19 protein-coding genes are annotated in these 16,519 nt (G+C 66.4%); 11 read left to right on the forward strand and 8 right to left on the reverse strand.

Annotated elements, in window-relative coordinates:
* Window positions 1–9 precede the first annotated feature (9 nt).
* Together BX604_RS35210 and BX604_RS35215 are read left to right on the forward strand one after the other, a co-directional pair.
* Entirely contained in the window at window positions 10–1,185 is a 1,176-nt protein-coding gene (locus BX604_RS35210) for an AAA family ATPase (RefSeq protein ID WP_098556114.1), read from the forward strand.
* A gap of 269 nt (window positions 1,186–1,454) precedes the next feature.
* Complete coding sequence (locus BX604_RS35215) at window positions 1,455–2,519, forward strand: glycosyltransferase family 4 protein (protein WP_098556117.1); 1,065 nt, start codon at window positions 1,455–1,457, stop codon at window positions 2,517–2,519.
* Between the two features lie 99 nt (window positions 2,520–2,618).
* Here BX604_RS35215 and BX604_RS35220 read toward each other — a convergent pair whose 3' ends face one another.
* The 3 genes from BX604_RS35220 to BX604_RS35230 form a co-directional block, all read right to left on the reverse strand.
* The gene (locus BX604_RS35220) at window positions 2,619–3,206 is read right to left on the reverse strand and encodes a BPSL1445 family SYLF domain-containing lipoprotein (protein WP_098556119.1); all 588 of its coding nucleotides are present in this window, start codon (window positions 3,204–3,206) and stop codon (window positions 2,619–2,621) included.
* A 230-nt stretch (window positions 3,207–3,436) separates the two neighbouring features.
* Entirely contained in the window at window positions 3,437–3,886 is a 450-nt protein-coding gene (locus BX604_RS35225) for a hypothetical protein (protein WP_175800325.1), read from the reverse strand.
* Window positions 3,887–4,215: 329 nt separating this feature from the next.
* Window positions 4,216–4,506, reverse strand: a complete 291-nt coding sequence (locus BX604_RS35230) for a PsiF family protein (RefSeq protein WP_098556122.1) — start codon at window positions 4,504–4,506, stop codon at window positions 4,216–4,218.
* A gap of 272 nt (window positions 4,507–4,778) precedes the next feature.
* On the opposite strand from BX604_RS35230, the gene BX604_RS35235 reads away from it, so the two are divergent.
* Window positions 4,779–5,801, forward strand: coding sequence for an asparaginase (locus BX604_RS35235; protein ID WP_098556125.1), 1,023 nt, complete (start codon window positions 4,779–4,781; stop codon window positions 5,799–5,801).
* A gap of 90 nt (window positions 5,802–5,891) precedes the next feature.
* Here the strand turns inward: BX604_RS35235 and lysM are convergent, their stop codons facing one another.
* From lysM to gcl, 5 genes are all read right to left on the reverse strand, one after another.
* Window positions 5,892–6,362, reverse strand: a complete 471-nt coding sequence (gene lysM / locus BX604_RS35240) for a peptidoglycan-binding protein LysM (protein ID WP_096503069.1) — start codon at window positions 6,360–6,362, stop codon at window positions 5,892–5,894.
* A gap of 11 nt (window positions 6,363–6,373) precedes the next feature.
* On the reverse strand, window positions 6,374–6,499 hold the full coding sequence (locus BX604_RS39855) for a hypothetical protein (protein WP_257146502.1): 126 nt from the start codon (window positions 6,497–6,499) through the stop codon (window positions 6,374–6,376).
* 321 nt (window positions 6,500–6,820) lie between these two features.
* Window positions 6,821–7,714, reverse strand: a complete 894-nt coding sequence (locus tag BX604_RS35245) for a 2-hydroxy-3-oxopropionate reductase (protein WP_098556127.1) — start codon at window positions 7,712–7,714, stop codon at window positions 6,821–6,823.
* Between the two features lie 40 nt (window positions 7,715–7,754).
* Window positions 7,755–8,564: a hydroxypyruvate isomerase gene (gene hyi / locus BX604_RS35250; protein WP_098556130.1), complete on the reverse strand. Its 810-nt coding sequence runs from the start codon at window positions 8,562–8,564 to the stop codon at window positions 7,755–7,757.
* A 44-nt stretch (window positions 8,565–8,608) separates the two neighbouring features.
* Entirely contained in the window at window positions 8,609–10,384 is a 1,776-nt protein-coding gene (gene gcl / locus BX604_RS35255; RefSeq protein ID WP_098556132.1) for a glyoxylate carboligase, read from the reverse strand.
* Window positions 10,385–10,555: 171 nt separating this feature from the next.
* Between gcl and BX604_RS35260 the strand changes: the two genes are divergently transcribed.
* From BX604_RS35260 to BX604_RS35295, 8 genes are all read left to right on the forward strand, one after another.
* The gene (locus BX604_RS35260) at window positions 10,556–11,467 is read left to right on the forward strand and encodes a LysR family transcriptional regulator (protein WP_098556135.1); all 912 of its coding nucleotides are present in this window, start codon (window positions 10,556–10,558) and stop codon (window positions 11,465–11,467) included.
* A 158-nt stretch (window positions 11,468–11,625) separates the two neighbouring features.
* Window positions 11,626–12,264 (forward strand): RNA polymerase sigma factor, encoded by a 639-nt coding sequence (locus BX604_RS35265; protein WP_098556138.1) that lies wholly within the window; start codon window positions 11,626–11,628, stop codon window positions 12,262–12,264.
* On the forward strand, window positions 12,254–13,156 hold the full coding sequence (locus BX604_RS35270; RefSeq protein WP_098556141.1) for an anti-sigma factor family protein: 903 nt from the start codon (window positions 12,254–12,256) through the stop codon (window positions 13,154–13,156). Before BX604_RS35265 ends, BX604_RS35270 begins: the two co-directional genes overlap by 11 nt.
* Window positions 13,157–13,397: 241 nt before the next feature.
* On the forward strand, window positions 13,398–13,772 hold the full coding sequence (rpsF, locus tag BX604_RS35275; protein ID WP_006755436.1) for a 30S ribosomal protein S6: 375 nt from the start codon (window positions 13,398–13,400) through the stop codon (window positions 13,770–13,772).
* A 40-nt stretch (window positions 13,773–13,812) separates the two neighbouring features.
* A complete protein-coding gene (gene priB, locus BX604_RS35280; RefSeq protein WP_006486250.1) occupies window positions 13,813–14,112 on the forward strand; it encodes a primosomal replication protein N in 300 nt (99 codons plus the stop codon).
* 4 nt (window positions 14,113–14,116) lie between these two features.
* On the forward strand, window positions 14,117–14,392 hold the full coding sequence (gene rpsR, locus BX604_RS35285; RefSeq protein ID WP_006486248.1) for a 30S ribosomal protein S18: 276 nt from the start codon (window positions 14,117–14,119) through the stop codon (window positions 14,390–14,392).
* 27 nt (window positions 14,393–14,419) lie between these two features.
* Window positions 14,420–14,872 carry a 50S ribosomal protein L9 gene (gene rplI, locus BX604_RS35290; RefSeq protein ID WP_098556143.1) on the forward strand — a complete coding sequence of 151 codons (453 nt, stop codon included), beginning with the start codon at window positions 14,420–14,422 and terminating at the stop codon, window positions 14,870–14,872.
* A 139-nt stretch (window positions 14,873–15,011) separates the two neighbouring features.
* Window positions 15,012–16,394 (forward strand): replicative DNA helicase, encoded by a 1,383-nt coding sequence (locus BX604_RS35295; RefSeq protein WP_098556146.1) that lies wholly within the window; start codon window positions 15,012–15,014, stop codon window positions 16,392–16,394.
* The last annotated feature ends 125 nt before the right edge of the window (window positions 16,395–16,519 follow it).

A 16,519-nucleotide genomic window follows, 5' to 3' on the forward strand; every position in this document is an offset into this window, starting at 1 on the left:
CTCTTTCCCATGACCGCGCTGAAGACGCTCGCCATCGCCAACTACCGCTCGCTGCGCGAGCTGATCGTGCCGCTCGCGGCGCTCACCGTCGTCACGGGGCCGAACGGCAGCGGCAAGTCGAGCGTATACCGCGCGCTGCGGCTGCTCGCCGATACCGCGCAGGGCCGCGTGATTCCGTCGCTCGCGCGCGAAGGCGGGCTGCCGTCGACGCTGTGGGCCGGCCCCGAGCGCTTTTCGCGTTCGATGCTGGCCGGCGATACGCCGGTGACCGGCACGGTGCGCAACGGGCCCGTGAGCCTCAAGCTCGGTTTCGCCTGCGACGATTTCGGCTATGCGATCGATCTCGGCCTGCCGGTCCCGAGCCGTTCGCAGTTCGCGCTCGATCCCGTCGTGAAGCGCGAATGCATCTGGGGCGGCGCGCTGCTGCGCCCGTCGACGCTGCTGGTCGACCGGCAGGGCGCGCAGATTCGCGCGCGCACCGCGTCGGGCGATTGGCACACGGTGCCGCAGCCGGTCGCGAGCTTCGACAGCATGATGACCGAGTTCGCCGATCCGGTCGGCGCGCCGGAGATGATCGCGGTGCGCGAGCGGATCCGCTCGTGGCGCTTCTACGATCATTTCCGGACCGATGCGCAGGCGCCGGCCCGGCAGTCGCACATCGGCACGCACACACCGGTGCTCGCGGACGACGGTGCCGACCTGGCCGCCGCGCTGCAGACGATCCGCGAGATCGGCGACGCCGCCGCGCTCGATGCGGCGATCGACGACGCGTTCCCCGGTGCATCGATCGACATCGACAATCCGGGCGGCCGCGGCCGCTTCGACGTGCTGATGCGCCAGCCGGGGCTGCTGCGGCCGCTGTCGGCGGCCGAACTGTCGGACGGTACGCTGCGCTACCTGTTGCTCGCGGCCGCGCTGCTGACGCCGCGCCCGCCGGCGCTGATGGTGCTGAACGAACCGGAAACGAGCCTGCATCCCGACCTGCTGCCGGCGCTCGGCCGCCTGATCGCGCAGGCGGCACAGCGTTCGCAGGTGCTGGTCGTGTCGCATGCGGCGCGGCTCATCGCGACGCTCGAGCGCGAGACAGGCTGCGAGTCGCTGGTGCTCGACAAGCGGCTCGGCGCGACCGTGCTCGTCGACGCGGACACGCGCGACCTGCCGCCGTGGAAGTGGCCGTCGCGCTGACGGGCGTTGTCAGGCTGGCCGGGATCGCCGCGGCAGGCAGAGCGGGCCGGGCGGTGTACCCGCATTGGCGCCACCCGGGCGGACACACGGCCGAATGTATCCTGTCTGTAACAACCCCCATAAAATGCAAGACCGGCGCTTCCGGGTATCAGGATCGCGAATAATAATGAGATATCCGGCCGGCGCGATGCCGGCCCGCTCTGCACGGGATGGGGGCGCGCGCGAGCGCGGCTGCCGATCCCCGACCGAGGACACAGGAGACGTGGATCATGAGAATTGCCCAGATCGCCCCGCTGACCGAATCCGTGCCGCCGAAGCTGTACGGCGGCACGGAGCGCGTCGTGTCCTACATCACCGAGGCGCTCGTCGATCTCGGTCATGACGTGACGCTGTTCGCGAGCGGCGATTCGACGACGCGGGCGAAGCTCGAACCGGTATGGCCGCGCGCGCTGCGGCTCGATTCGTCGATCCGCGACCGGGTCGCGCCGCACATGCTGCTGATGGAGACGGTCGCACGCCGCGCGAAGGACTTCGACGTGCTCCATTTCCACATGGACTACTACTCGTTTTCGGTCTTCAACCGACAGGAAACGCCATTCGTCACGACGCTGCACGGCCGGCTCGACCTGCCCGAGCAGCAGCCGGTGTTCGACACCTTCAACACCGCGCCGGTGATCTCGATCTCGAACGCGCAGCGCCAGCCGCTGCCGCAGGCGAAGTGGCTGACGACCGTCTACCATGGGCTGCCCGACACGATGTACCTGCCGCAGCCCGTCGAGCCGCGCTATCTCGCGTTCCTCGGCCGCATTTCGCCGGAGAAGCGGGTCGACACGGCAATTCGCATCGCGCGCCAGTGCGGGCTGCCGATCCGGATCGCCGCGAAGATCGACGCGGCCGACCAGGAGTATTTCGAACGCGAGATCAAGCCGCTGTTCGCGCTGCCGCACGTCGAGTACATCGGCGAGATCGCCGACGACCAGAAGGCCGAATTCCTGTCGGGCGCGCATGCGCTGCTGTTTCCGATCGACTGGCCGGAGCCGTTCGGGCTGGTGATGATCGAGGCGATGTCGTGCGGCACGCCGGTGATCGCGTTCAATCGCGGCGCCGTGCCGGAAGTGGTGGACGAAGGCGTGTCGGGCTTCATCGTCGAGGACGAGATCAGCGCGGTGGCCGCCGTGAACCGGCTGCACCTGCTGCCGCGCGCGCGCGTGCGGCAGCGCTTCGAAGCGCGCTTCACGTCGCGCCGGATGGCGCAGCAGTACGTCGACGTGTACCAGTCGCTGATTCGCGCGCAGAAGCGCTCGCGTTTCAAGGTGATCGACTCGACGACCTGAGCCGCCGCGCGCACCCATGAAAAAACGGCGATGCCCGCCAGGACATCGCCGTTTGTCTGCCGCCCGCGCGCGGGGCGCACGGGCGAGGCTGCCGCGGCGTCAGATCTTCAGCTTCGTGACCTTCGTGCCGTTGATCGACACGTCGCCCATCAGGCCGGCGTTGGTCAGCACGATGACCTGGACCGGTGCGGTGGCCGTGGTCGTGTCGACCGCGCCGTTCGCGCCCATCTTCACGAGCGCGACCGAGGCGCCGGCACCCGCTGCCCAGCCGTCCGAGCCGCGGAATTCGTCGAGCGCGTCCTGAGTCATGAACAGGAACACGATCGCCTTCGACTGCGCGCCGGCTTGCAGGCCGACCGACAGCGACGACGTGTTGTAGTACCCGACGGTGCTGCCGCCGACGCGCAGCGAGCCGTTGCCGGACTGGCCGCCGACGATGAAGCCGGCCTGGATCACGTCCGGGAAGACCAGCACGCCGCGCGACTTCGCGACGAGTTCACGCGAACCCTTGACCGTGGAGTACATGCGCGACAGCGTGGCGTCGACGCTCGAATCGATCGCCTGACGCTTCGACGCGTTGGTCGCGGCGTTGTCGGGCTTGTCGGGGGTGGTGGTGCAACCGGTGAGCGCGAGGCTACCGACGATGAGTGCAGCGGCGGCTTTCAGCACAAGATTCCGTTTTTGCATCGTTCTTCTCCATCGGATGATGTTCGGAGTGAGTCTCGCTCAAGGAGCGGATCACGTCGGCAGTTATATCACAGCGGATTACAACCCCTTTTCGTCCGGGCGTGAAAAAGCGTCAAATCGTTTTGGGGTGTCGCGGCACGCCAACGGACGGGCCGGCGCACGCGCGCCGACGCGTCGCGCGTGCGGTCGGCGGCGGGGGGAACGGCAGGGAACGGGCAGGGTTCGCAGTGTCAGTGCGGGACGGGCGGCACCGGCGGCTTGATCGGCGGGCGCCGCAGTGCGCGGCGGATCAACGCGATCACCACACCGCATGCGAACAGGAACGCGGCCGGCACGACCCAGTAGCCGACGAATGCATGCCACAGGTAGCCGGCGAGCGTGTTGCGGCGCACCACGTATTCGTCGCGGGCCGCCTGCTGGCGTGCCGCGTTGGCCGTCAGCACCTCGGCCGGGCAGCCGGCCGCGTGCGCTTCGTCAGGATCGCCATGGCATTTCGCGGCGGCGCCTGCCGCCTGCTGCGCGTCGGTGAGTTGCCAGGTGGTCAGGGCGAGTTGCAGGTCGGCCTTGTTGTACGCCATTTCCTCGCGGATCTCGCGCACGGCGACGATCGCGACGGGCACGGCCCAGAACACGATCACGATCACCCAGCGACGGAACCAGCGGTGTTGTCTCCATGCCATCCATGCCTCCGTTTGACGCGGTGTGCGCGTTCGTCTGAGGGCGGCCCGATGGCGCGTCTTGTACTTGGGTGGGCCGCGTTGCAGCCATCATAGAAGAAAACGCGGCGAATTGCCGCATCGTGTGTCGGCATCCGCACGGTGTGCCGGGGAAGCGGGGCGGGAGGGCGGCAGCGTGCGGGCTGGCGTGTGCGGCGGTGCGGTTGTCGCGGGCCGGCCGATGCGACGACGCATCCGTTGCCCGGTCGCACGCGTCGATGTGCGAGCAACGAAAACAAAAATGCCGCGCCCGCCGAAGCGGTGCGCGGCATTCGAGACGGGAGCGCCGGGACTCAGGCGGCCGGCTGGCTGCTCAGGCAGCTCTTCATGAACGCCTTGCGGTCGTCGCCCTTCTTGTCGGTTGCCTGGGCGTTGCAGGCCTTCATCTTTTCCTGCTGCGTCATCTTCTTCGCGGGCTTGGTCGACAGGCAGTCCTTCATGAACGCCTTGCGTTCGTCGCCCGTCTTGCCGGCTGCCTGGGCGTTACAGGCCTTCATCTTGTCCTGCTGGCTGTTCGCGGCGAAAGCCGGGGAAGCCAGCATGCCGCCGAGAAGCACTGCGGCTACGAGCGATTGAATTTTCATTTCGACACTCCCATGGGATGAATTGCGTTTTATATCGACGCCGTCACGAAACGCGGCGCAACGGGAACAGGGCCGCATCGCGCCGCGCGCTCCGATTATGGCAAATCAATGTGAAAACACCAAAACGGCCTTCCTATAACGCCGCGGGTGGCGCCATCGTTGACGGCGGGCGCGTGCCGGCGATCGGGACAAACCATGACGCGGGGCGGGCGCCAACGATACTGCATGCGGCACCTACCGGATGCCGGCCGTGAGCCATTACAATCGCGGCCATGAATACTCCGAACCCCGCATCCCCCCCGTCCGCGGCGGCTTTGCCGCGCATCGCCGTACTCGCCACCGGCGGCACGATCGCCGGCGCCGCGCCGGACGCGACCAGCACCGCCGGCTATCAGGCCGGCGCGCTCGGCGTCAATTTCCTGCTCGACGCGGTGCCGGCGCTCGCATCGGTCGCGCGCATCGACGCGGAGCAGATCGCCAGCATCGACAGCAAGGATCTCGCGCTGCCGCTGTGGAATACGCTTGCCGCGCGCATCGCGGCGCTGATGGCCGATCCGGACATCGACGGCATCGTGATCACGCACGGCACCGACACGCTCGAGGAAACCGCGTACGCGCTGCATCTGGTCGTGACCGGCGACAAGCCCGTCGTGCTGACCGCCGCGATGCGGCCGGCCACCGCACTGTCGCCCGACGGCCCGCTGAACCTGCTGAACGCGGTGACGGTCGCCGCGCATCCGGCCGCGCGCGGGCAGGGCGTGCTCGTCGCGTTCAACAACCGGATCCACGGCGCGCGCGACGTCGTGAAGACGAGCACCTATGCGGTCGATGCATTCCAGACGCCGGAGCTCGGCGCGCTCGGCTGGGTGCAGGACGGTCGCGTCGAATTCGCGCGCCGCGTCACGCGTTCGCGCGATACGCAACTGGCGATCGCCGCTGCGTGGCCGCCGGTCGAAGTCGTCACGAGCTATGCAGGCGTGACGCGCACGGCCGTCGATGCGCTTGTCGCGGCCGGCGTGCGCGGGCTCGTCGTCGCGGGCACCGGCAACGGCTCGATCCATGCGACGCTGCAGGCGGCGCTCGCCGATGCGGTGAACGCGGGGGTGGCGGTGGTGCGCGCGTCGCGCGTCGGCTCGGGCCACGTGATGCGCAACGGCGCGGCGAGCGACGACGCACTCGGCTTCGTGAGCGCCGGGTCACTGAGCCCGTTCAAGGCGCGCGTGCTGCTGATGCTCGCGCTGGCGAACGGGATTCACGCGCGCGACGCGCTGCAGCGGGTATTCGACACGCTGTAACCGATGGCCGCCGATCGGGGCGGCATGCAGCGCATACGAAAAAGGCAGGCCACGCGGCCTGCCTTTTTTACGTCAGTGCTGCGCGAATGCTCAGGACTGCGGCGGAATCACGAGCTTCTGGCCCGGGTAGATCCGGTCCGGGCTCGACAGCATCGGCTTGTTCGCCTCGAAGATCACCGGGTACTTGTTCGCGTCGCCATACACTTCCTTGGCGATCGCCGACAGCGTGTCGCCCGACTTCACGTCGTGGTACTGAACTTGCGGATCGTCCGGCTGCAGATCGTCGTCGTTCACGCCCGCGACGCCTTGCACGTTGCCGGCCGCGACCTTGACCTTCGCCTTCGTGTCCAGATCGGCGACGCTGCCCGACAGCGTGACCGTGCGCGAGGCACCGTCGAACGCGACGGTCAGGTTCGACGTGTCGAGACCTTGCGTGCTGATGTAGTTCTTGATGGCATCGGCCGCGGTCTGGTTCGCGGCATTCGGATCGGCTGCCGCTTGCTCGTCGGCATGACCCAGCAGTTTTTCACCCGCCTCTTTGATAAACGAAAGAAGACCCATCGCTGCACTCCCTAGGTGGTTGAAAAGAAAACGCGCCGTGAAGTGGCGAAAAAAACACCGCGCTGGACGCGGTCACCGAAGGTGAGCGCAAGCGCGGCGGATTTCTCGAAAGGCGTGGCGAAAGTGTAGGCGTTCATCGCGACGATTGCATGAAAAATCGCATGCGCGAACGTAAAGAAGTGTAATACGCGAAATCCGACAGGCGGACACCCAACGACGACGTCTGACCGACCAAGGCTTCCCCGGCGCCGCCGGGTGCCGCTGCGGACCCCACCACGCCGCTCTCAGCCCAGAGCGGCGTTTTTCGCCCCGTCGCGCATGCGTTTGGCATGCGCGGCGGGGCGCCCCACCGTGATGCGCGCGTGCACGCGCATCGCTGCGACCGGCCGCGAGCCGGTTCGCGTGTATTCGTCGCGCGCGTTCGCCATTGCGGCGAAACGCGCGTCATGACATCCGCGTTACGCGGCCGGCGTCTGGCCGATTTCGAAGTTCGACATGATCTCGAGCGCACGCACGAGTGCCGAGTGATCCCATGCCTTGCCGCCGTGCGATGCGCACACGCTGAACAGCTGCTGCGCGCTGGCCGTGTGCGGCAGGGCGAGACCGAGCTTGCGTGCGCCGTCGAGCGCGAGGTTCAGGTCCTTCTGGTGCAGCTCGATGCGGAAGCCCGGATCGAACGTGCGCTTGGTCATGCGCGCGCCGTGCACTTCGAGGATGCGCGATGCGGCGAAACCGCCCATCAGTGCCTGGCGCACGCGCTCCGGATCGGCGCCCGAACGTGCGGCGAACAGCAGTGCTTCGCCGACAGCTTCGATGTTCAGCGCGACGATGATCTGGTTCGCGACCTTGCAGGTTTGGCCCGCACCGTTGTCGCCGACGAGCGTGATGTTCTTGCCCATCTTCTCGAACAGCGGCTTGGCGCGCTCGAATGCCGCTTCCGGGCCGCCGACCATGATCGTCAGCGACGCTTCGCGTGCGCCGACTTCGCCGCCGGACACCGGCGCGTCGAGGTAGTCGCAGCCGAGGGCATTGATCTGTTTCGCGAATTCCTGCGTGTCGAGCGGCGAGATCGAGCTCATGTCGATCACGAGCTTGCCGGCCGTCAGGCCCTTCGCGACGCCGTCGTCGGCGAACAGCACGTTACGGACGTCGGGCGTGTCCGGCACCATCACGACGATGACGTCCGCGTTCTTTGCGACTTCGGTCGAGTTCGCGACGACCTTGGCGCTCGTGCGCAGGTCGTCCGGGATCGGGAACGCACCGTTCACGACGAGTTGATGATCGCCCTTGAGCAGGTTGCGCGCCATGTGCGCGCCCATGATGCCGAGGCCGATGAAACCGATGGTTGCCATGTGAAAGTCTCCTATAGGGCTGAAAACGGGAAGGGGGATCTCAGGCGGCGCGACGCGCCGAGCCCGGCGCGCAGCCGGCGACGCTTTGCAGCCAGCCGAGCCCTTCCGTCGTGGTGGTGCGGGGCTTGTATTCGCAGCCGATGTAGCCGGCATAGCCGAGCCGGTCGAGCAGGGCGAACAGGAACGCGTAGTTGATCTCGCCCGTGCCCGGTTCGTTGCGGCCCGGGTTGTCCGCGAGCTGGACGTGGCCGATCGACGCGAGGTTGCGTTCGATCGTCGCGGCCAGTTCGCCTTCCATCCGCTGCATGTGATAGATGTCGTACTGCAGGAACAGGTTGTCCGAGCCGACCGCGCGGATCACGTCGAGCCCTTCGGACGAGCGGTTCAGCGCGAAGCCCGGGATGTCGAAGCTGTTGCACGGCTCGACGAGCAGACGGATGCCTTCGCGCTTCAGTGCGTCGGCGGCGAAGCGCAGGTTGTCGACGATCGTCACGAAGGTCTTGTCGCGCGCCGTGCTGGCCGACGGGATGCCGACCAGGCAGTTCAACTGCGGCACCTTCAGTGCCTTCGCGTATTCGATCGCACGACCGACGCCTTCCTGGAACTCGCCGACGCGATCGGGCAGGCACGCGATGCCGCGCTCGCCCTGGTCCCAGTTGCCGGCGGGCAGGTTGTGCAGCACGAGGCGCAGGCGGTGCGTTTCGAGCCGCTCGGCGAGTTCCTCTTTCGCGTACGGGTACGGGAACAGGAACTCGACGGCGTCGAAGCCCGCGTCGGCGGCCGCCTTGAAGCGGTCGAGGAACGGCACTTCGTTGAACAGCATGGTCAGGTTTGCAGCAAACTTCGGCATGAGCTAAGCCTCTTCGGTCGGTCAGTCAAAAAATGGCGTGCGGATCAGTCGAGCATCGAGATCGCGGTCGGCGCGTGCTCGGCCTTTTCGGCGAGCTCTTCGAATTCGTTGATCGCATCGATCTCGGTGCCCATCGAAATGTTCGTCACGCGCTCGAGGATCACTTCGACGACCACCGGCACGCTGAACTCTTCCGCGAGCGTTTGCGCCTGACGCAGCGCCGGCTCGATCTCTTCCGGCTTGAACACGCGCAGCGCCTTGCAGCCGAGGCCTTCGGCAACCGCCACGTGGTCGACGCCATAGCCGTTCAGCTCCGGCGCGTTCACGTTGTCGAATGCGAGCTGCACGCAGTAGTCCATGTCGAACGCACGCTGTGCCTGGCGGATCAGCCCGAGGTACGAGTTGTTCACGACGACATGCACGTACGGCAGCTTGAATTGCGCGCCGGCAGCGAGCTCTTCGATCATGAACTGGAAGTCGTAGTCGCCGGACAGCGCGACGATCGGACGGCGCGGATCAGCCGCGCGCACGCCGAGCGCGGCGGGGATCGTCCAGCCGAGCGGGCCGGCCTGGCCGCAGTTGATCCAGTTGCGGGCCTTGAACACGTGCAGGAACTGTGCGGCGGCGATCTGCGACAGGCCGATCGTGCTGACGTAGCAGGTATCGCGGCCGAACACCTTGTTCATCTCTTCGTACACGCGCTGCGGCTTGACCGGCACGTTGTCGAAGTGGGTCTTGCGCTGCAGCGTGCGCTTGCGCTCCTGGCATTCCGAGACCCATGCGCTGCGGTCCTTCAGCTTGCCGGCGGCCTTCCATTCCTGTGCGACGGCGACGAACAGCTCGAGTGCTGCCTTCGCGTCGGACACGATGCCGAGATCCGGGCCAAACACGCGGCCGATTTGCGTCGGCTCGATGTCGACGTGCACGAACTTGCGGCCCTTCGTGTAGACCTCGACGCTGCCCGTGTGACGGTTCGCCCAGCGGTTGCCGATGCCGAGCACGAAGTCGGACGCGAGCATCGTTGCGTTGCCGTAGCGGTGCGACGTCTGCAGGCCGACCATGCCGGCCATCAGCGGGTGGTCGTCCGGAATCGCGCCCCACGACATCAGCGTCGGGATCACCGGCACGCCGATCGTTTCGGCGAACTGCACGAGCAGGTCTTCGGCTGCTGCGTTGAGCACGCCGCCGCCCGACACGATCAGCGGCTTGTCCGCGTCGTTGAGCATCGCGAGCGCCTTCTCGACCTGCGCGCGGGTGGCCGCGGGCTTGTAGACCGGCAGCGGTTCATACGTGTCGATGTCGAATTCGATTTCGGCGAGCTGCACGTCGATCGGCAGATCGACCAGCACCGGGCCCGGACGGCCCGAGCGCATCAGGTGGAAGGCTTGCTGGAACACGCGCGGCACGAGTGCCGGCTCGCGCACGGTGACGGCCCACTTCGTGACGGGCTTCGCGATCGACTCGATGTCGACGGCCTGGAAGTCTTCCTTGTACAGGCGGGCACGCGGCGCCTGGCCCGTGATTGCGAGGATCGGAATCGAGTCGGCCGACGCGGAGTAGAGACCGGTGATCATGTCGGTGCCGGCGGGGCCCGACGTGCCGATGCACACGCCGATGTTGCCCGGTGCGGCACGCGTGAAGCCTTCGGCCATGTGCGACGCGCCTTCGACGTGGCGAGCCAGCACGTGGCTGATGCCGCCCGACTTGCGCATCGCGGAGTAGAACGGGTTGATTGCTGCGCCCGGCACGCCGAATGCAGTCTGGATGCCTTCTTTCTCGAGCACGAGTACGGCTGCGTCGACGGCTCTCATCTTGGCCATGAATGTCTCCTTGAATGGTGGAATCTTGCGAATCGGTCTGTTGGGGACACTTTAGGGTTGCAGGAAAGGTTTGATAAGATCAGCCGAAGTCGCTTATTTCGAAACTAAAAGTATGGAATGACGGGCGGACGGGGTTTCCCGCCGGCGTCGGAACCGGGATGGAGACAGCAGATGGATCGCTTCAAGCAGATCGAGACGTTCGTGCGGGTCGCGGACGCGGGCAGCCTCGCGGCAGCCGCGCTCGAGGAAGGCGTGTCGCCGGTGGTGCTCGGGCGGCGCATCGACGCGCTCGAGAAGCGCCTCGGCGTGAAGCTGATGTACCGCTCGACGCGGCGGCTGGTGGTCAGCGAGGAGGGCGCCGCGTTTCTCGAGCGCTGCCGGGGGCTGCTGTCCGAATGGGACCAGGCCGAAAACGAGCTGGCTGCCGGGCGCCGCGCGGTCAGCGGGCACCTGATCGTGTCGGCGCCGGCCGCGTTCGGCCGAAAGCACGTCGCGCCGCACGCGCCCGGGTTCCTGGTCGACAAGCCCGAGATGCAGCTGTCGTTCAACCTGACCGATCGCGTCGTCGATCTCGTGCGCGAGGGCTACGACCTGTCGATCCGGATCGGCGGCTCGGTCGATCCGAACTTCGTCGCGGTGAAGCTTGCGTCGAACCGGCGCGTCGTGTGCGGCACGCCCGAGTATTTCCGCAAGCACGGCAGGCCGAAGTCGCTCGACGACCTGCTCAAGCACAACTGTCTCGCCTTCAACCTGCAGGGCGGCCAGAACCGCGGCTGGTATTTCCAGCGTCACGGCAAGATCGCGACGATGCGCGTGGCCGGCAATCTCGACTGCAACGACGGCGAGCTGCTGCACCGCTGGGTGGTCGAAAGCCTCGGGCTCGGCTGGCGTTCGACCTGGGAAATCGCCGCGCAGCTCGAAACGGGCGAACTCGAGACGGTGCTCGACGAATACGCGCTGCCGGACTACGACATCCTCGCGGTCTACCCGCAGCAGCGCTACGTGCCCGCGCGCGTGCGCTACTTCATCGACTACCTGCGCGATGCCTACGCGCGCCCCGGTTACTGGAGCACCACGCCGTAACGGCTGCGGCAACGCCGGCTTTTTTACGCTTCATCGGCTTTTCGCGGGAATAAACTCGATGCGACGGCGGTAAGGTCATCAAGCGCGCACGCGGCCGGCCCGTCCGGGCGTCGTGCGGGAGCGGGCGCGGCGTCGGCCGCGGGGACCAGGGAGGCCATGTGGGGCAAGTCGGACAGGCGGTCGATGAGCGGGCGGACGATGCGCTGGCGCGCGCCGAGCGGTTTCGCGCGCTCGTGCTGCCTCATCTTGACGCCGCGTACAACCTGGCGCGCTGGCTGAGCGGCAATGCGGGCGACGCCGACGACGTGGTCCAGGACGCGTGCATGCGCGCGCTGCGCTTCGTCGACGGGTGCCGCGGCGACAACGCGCGGCCGTGGCTGCTGACGATCGTGCGCCACACCTGGTACACCGAGTGGCGCCGCCGGACCCACGCACACAAGGTCGCGCTGCCCGACACGCTCGACGACACCGATGTTCCCGACGACTGGCAACCGGCGACCGAGGATCCGCTCGCCGAGCTGCTGCGCGGCGAAAATGCACGGCGCGTGAATGCGGCGCTCGCGCAGCTGCCGCCGGAATACCGCGAGGTGCTCGTGCTGCGTGAGATGGAGGATTTGAGCTACCGCGAGATCGCGGCGATCGCGGACGTGCCGGTCGGCACCGTGATGTCGCGCCTCTCGCGCGGTCGGCGCCGGCTGGCCGCAGTGCTGGGCGACGAGCGATCGCCGGCGTGCGCGAGCAAGCCGGCGCGGGCGTCGACGGGCGGAACCGCAGCGGAGGCGAGCGATGGACTGTAACGAAGCGCGAGCGTTGCTGGACGCGGATGTCGACCGCGAGCTGTCGGCACCCGATGCGTTGCGCGTCCAGCGGCACGTCGACGGTTGCGACGCGTGCCGCCGCGAACGCGAACGGATCGTCGCGTTGGGGCGCGCCGTGCGGCAGGCCGACTATCACCGGGCGCCGAATACGCTGCGGGCGAGCATTCTCGCCGCGCTGCCGGCAGCGGGCGACGCGGCGGTGCGCGGGCCGTCCGGTACTGAGCCGGAGCCCGACGCTGCGCGGCGGCCCCGGCCGAGCGGGCGGCGCTGGTTCGCCTGGCCGGACGGACGCGGAGAATCGGCGCGGCCGGCACGACCGGCGGCTGCCGGCACGGGGCCGCGCGTCGCCGCGCTACCCGGGCTCGGCTGGGGCGTGGCACTGCTGGTCGCGCTCGCGGCTGCCGGCGGGATGGCGCTGTCCGCGCGGCATGCGCAAACGGACCGGACGGTCGACGAACTGGTCGCGAGCCATGTGCGTGCCGGATTGTCGACGCGCGACATCGACGTGATCTCGACCGACCGGCATACCGTCAAGCCATGGTTCAACGGCCGGCTCGACTATGCGCCGCCGGTCGAGGACCTGTCGGCGAGCGGGTTTCCGCTTGCGGGCGGGCGGCTCGACTACGTCGGGCGGCGCCGCGTCGCGGTGCTCGTCTACCGTTACCGGCAGCACGTGATCGACGTCTATGTGCGGCCGGCCAGCGTTGGGCCGGCATCCGCACCGTACGCGACCGTGTCGCAGGGCTATGCGCTCGATCGCTGGGACGCGGCGGGGATGACGTGGTGGGCGGTGACCGACGCCGAGCCGTCGGCGCTGACGGCGTTCCGGACGGCGCTCGACGCGCGGCTGGGCGGGGCGCGCAGCGAGTAACGGCAGGGGTTGGCGGCCGGCCTCGAATTGCGCGCGTGATGTTCCATCCCCGCTTTTTTGCGGGTGCACGGGCTGCCGTGGCGCTCCGTTGCCCGTTCAAGTCTTTGAAAACATGGCCGAATCCGGTCGGAAAGCGTCGATCGGTGTTGCGCGCGCCCCATATCCGCGTTAGAATCTTCGGCTTCTCACTTGCCACACCGGTACAGACGCCCGGGTGGCTTTAATCCACAAGGAGTGTGTAATGCGTCATTACGAAATCGTATTCATCGTGCACCCGGATCAAAGCGAGCAAGTGCCCGCGATGATCGAGCGTTACAAGACCACGATCACGACGCACGGCGGCCAGATCCACCGTGTCGAAGACTGGGGCCGTCGCCAACTGGCCTACATGATCGAGAAACTCGCGAAGGCTCACTACGTCTGCATGAACATCGAGTGCGACCAGACGACGCTCGACGAACTCGAACACGCGTTCAAGTTCAACGACGCCGTGCTGCGCCACCTCATCGTCAAGATGAAGAAGGCCGAAACCGGCCCGTCGCCGATGATGAAGGAAGTTCAGCGCGAAGAAGCCAAGAAGGCGGCTGCAGCTCAGCCGACCGAAGCGCAGGCTTAAGTTCGTCACTTATTAAGCCATCAAGGAGCGCGGCACTCACGTGAACAGGTTGCAATTGACGGCGAGCGTCGTTGAACGCGCACCGGTGCGATATACGCCGGCAGGTGTTCCGATCGCAAGCGCCACGTTGCATCACCGCACGGAAGTCGTCGAAGCAGGCATTCCCCGTCAGGTCGAAATGACGATCGAGGCGGTGGCGGCCGGTGAGGCGAGCGGCAAGCTGGAAAGTCGTGAAATGGGCGTCGAAACGCTGTTCACGGGCTTCCTGGCAAAGAAAAGCCGCAACGCGAGAACCTTGGTGTTTCACATCACAGCATTGCAGGACATTGGAAAGGACTGAAATCATGCCCCGCCCGACTGGTAAGAAATTCGACAAGCGTCGTCAGCAACAAAACCCGCTCTTCAAGCGCAAGAAGTTCTGCCGTTTCACGGCCGCCGGCGTCGAGCAGATCGACTACAAGGACACGGAAACGCTGAAGGACTTCATCGGCGAAAACGGCAAGATCACGCCGGCTCGTCTGACGGGTACGAAGGCGCACTATCAGCGTCAGCTGGACACGGCAATCAAGCGTGCGCGTTTCCTCGCGCTGCTGCCGTACACCGATCAGCACAAGGCGTAATCAGGCGACGCAATAAGGAGAATTCGAATGCAAATCATTCTGTTGGAAAAAGTCGCCAATCTGGGCAACCTCGGCGATATCGTCAAGGTCAAGGACGGTTACGCTCGCAACTTCCTGATCCCGAACCGCAAGGCTCGCCGTGCAACGAAGGAAGCGATCGCTGAATTCGAAGTTCGCCGCGCTGAACTCGAAAAGATCGCCGCTGAAAAGCTGGCAGCATCGCAGGCAGTCGGCGAGAAGCTGAACGGCCAGTCGTTCGAAATCACGCAGAAGTCGGGCGTTGACGGCCGTCTGTTCGGCTCGGTCACGAACGGCGACATCGCGGAACTGCTGAAGAAGGCAGGTTTCGAAGTCGAGAAGCTGCAAGTTCGTCTGCCGGAAGGCCCGCTGAAGATGATCGGCGAGCACGTCGTTCAAGTCGCGCTGCACACGGACGTCGTCGTCGACGTCACGATCAACGTGATCGGCGACCACGCGTAAGCGTACGCAAGCTTGCCGGGCGGCTTCCGCCGTCCGGACAAGGGCAGGCGCCCGGGCAACCGGGGCCTGCCTTTTTTATTGCCGCATCGCTGGCGGCCGGTATGGCGTCGTCCTGTGTAATTCGCGATAATCCCAACCCATGAACGCGCCGCAAGATCCTCAAATCGAATCGCTGAAAGTCCCGCCGCATTCGGTCGAAGCCGAGCAGTCGGTGCTCGGCGGCCTGTTGCTCGACAACGCGGCCTGGGACCGGATTGCCGACTTCCTGTCGCAGGGCGACTTCTATCGCTACGATCACCGGATCATCTACGAGCACATCGGCCGGTTGATCGCGTCGACGCGCCCGGCCGACGTCGTGACCGTGTACGAAGCGCTGACGACGTCCGGCAAGGCCGACGACGTCGGCGGGCTCGCCTATCTGAACGCACTCGCACAGAACACGCCGAGCGCTGCGAACATCCGCCGCTATGCGGAGATCGTGCGCGATCGCGCGGTGCTGCGCCGGCTCGTGTCGGTCGCCGATGAAATCTCGGCCGATGCGTTCAATCCGCAGGGCAAGGAAGTGCGCCAGCTGCTGGACGAGGCCGAGTCGAAGGTGTTCTCGATCGCCGAAGACGGCGCGCGCGGCAACCAGGGCTTCCTCGAAATCGGTCCGCTGCTCACGCAGGTGGTCGAGCGCATCGACACGCTGTATCACACGGCGAACCCGAGCGATGTCACGGGTACCCCGACGGGCTTCGTCGACCTCGACCGGATGACGTCCGGGATGCACGGCGGCGAACTGATCATCGTCGCAGGGCGTCCGTCGATGGGTAAGACAGCGTTCTCGATGAACGTCGGCGAATACGTCGCGGTCGAGTACGGGCTGCCGGTGGCGGTGTTCTCGATGGAAATGCCGGGCACCCAGCTCGTGATGCGTATGCTCGGCTCGATCGGCCGGCTCGACCAGCACCGGATGCGTACCGGTCGCCTGACGGACGAGGATTGGCCGAAGCTGACCCATGCCGTGCAGAAGATGAGCGAGGCGCAGATCTTCATCGACGAGACGGGCGGCCTGAACCCGATGGAATTGCGCTCGCGTGCGCGGCGTCTGGCGCGTCAGTGCGGCAAGCTCGGCCTGATCATCGTCGACTACCTGCAGCTGATGTCGGGTTCGTCGCAGGGCGAGAACCGCGCGACCGAAATCTCGGAAATTTCGCGATCGCTGAAGAGCCTGGCGAAGGAACTGGACGTGCCGGTGATCGCGCTGTCGCAGCTGAACCGAGGGCTGGAACAGCGTCCGAACAAGCGACCGGTGATGTCCGACTTGCGCGAATCTGGCGCAATCGAACAGGATGCGGACGTGATCCTGTTCATTTATCGTGACGAGGTTTACAATCCCGACAGCCCGGACAAGGGGACGGCCGAGATCATCATCGGCAAGCAGCGTAACGGCCCGATCGGGCCTGTTCGACTCACGTTCCTGGGGCAATACACGAAGTTCGATAACTTTGCGGGGGCGCAGAACTTCTACGGCGAGTAACGCCGGATGTAAACCCTTATTTTGCCAGCGTTGTATCCCATCCCGGCGCGCGCAGATGCGCGCGTCGCGTCGCGACCGGAAACGGTACAATGTCGCCCGTTTTCGTGACAGTCGTTTGACAATCT

The organism is Burkholderia sp. JKS000303 (assembly GCF_002563755.1).
In the GTDB taxonomy this organism is placed as follows: domain Bacteria; phylum Pseudomonadota; class Gammaproteobacteria; order Burkholderiales; family Burkholderiaceae; genus Burkholderia; species Burkholderia anthina_B.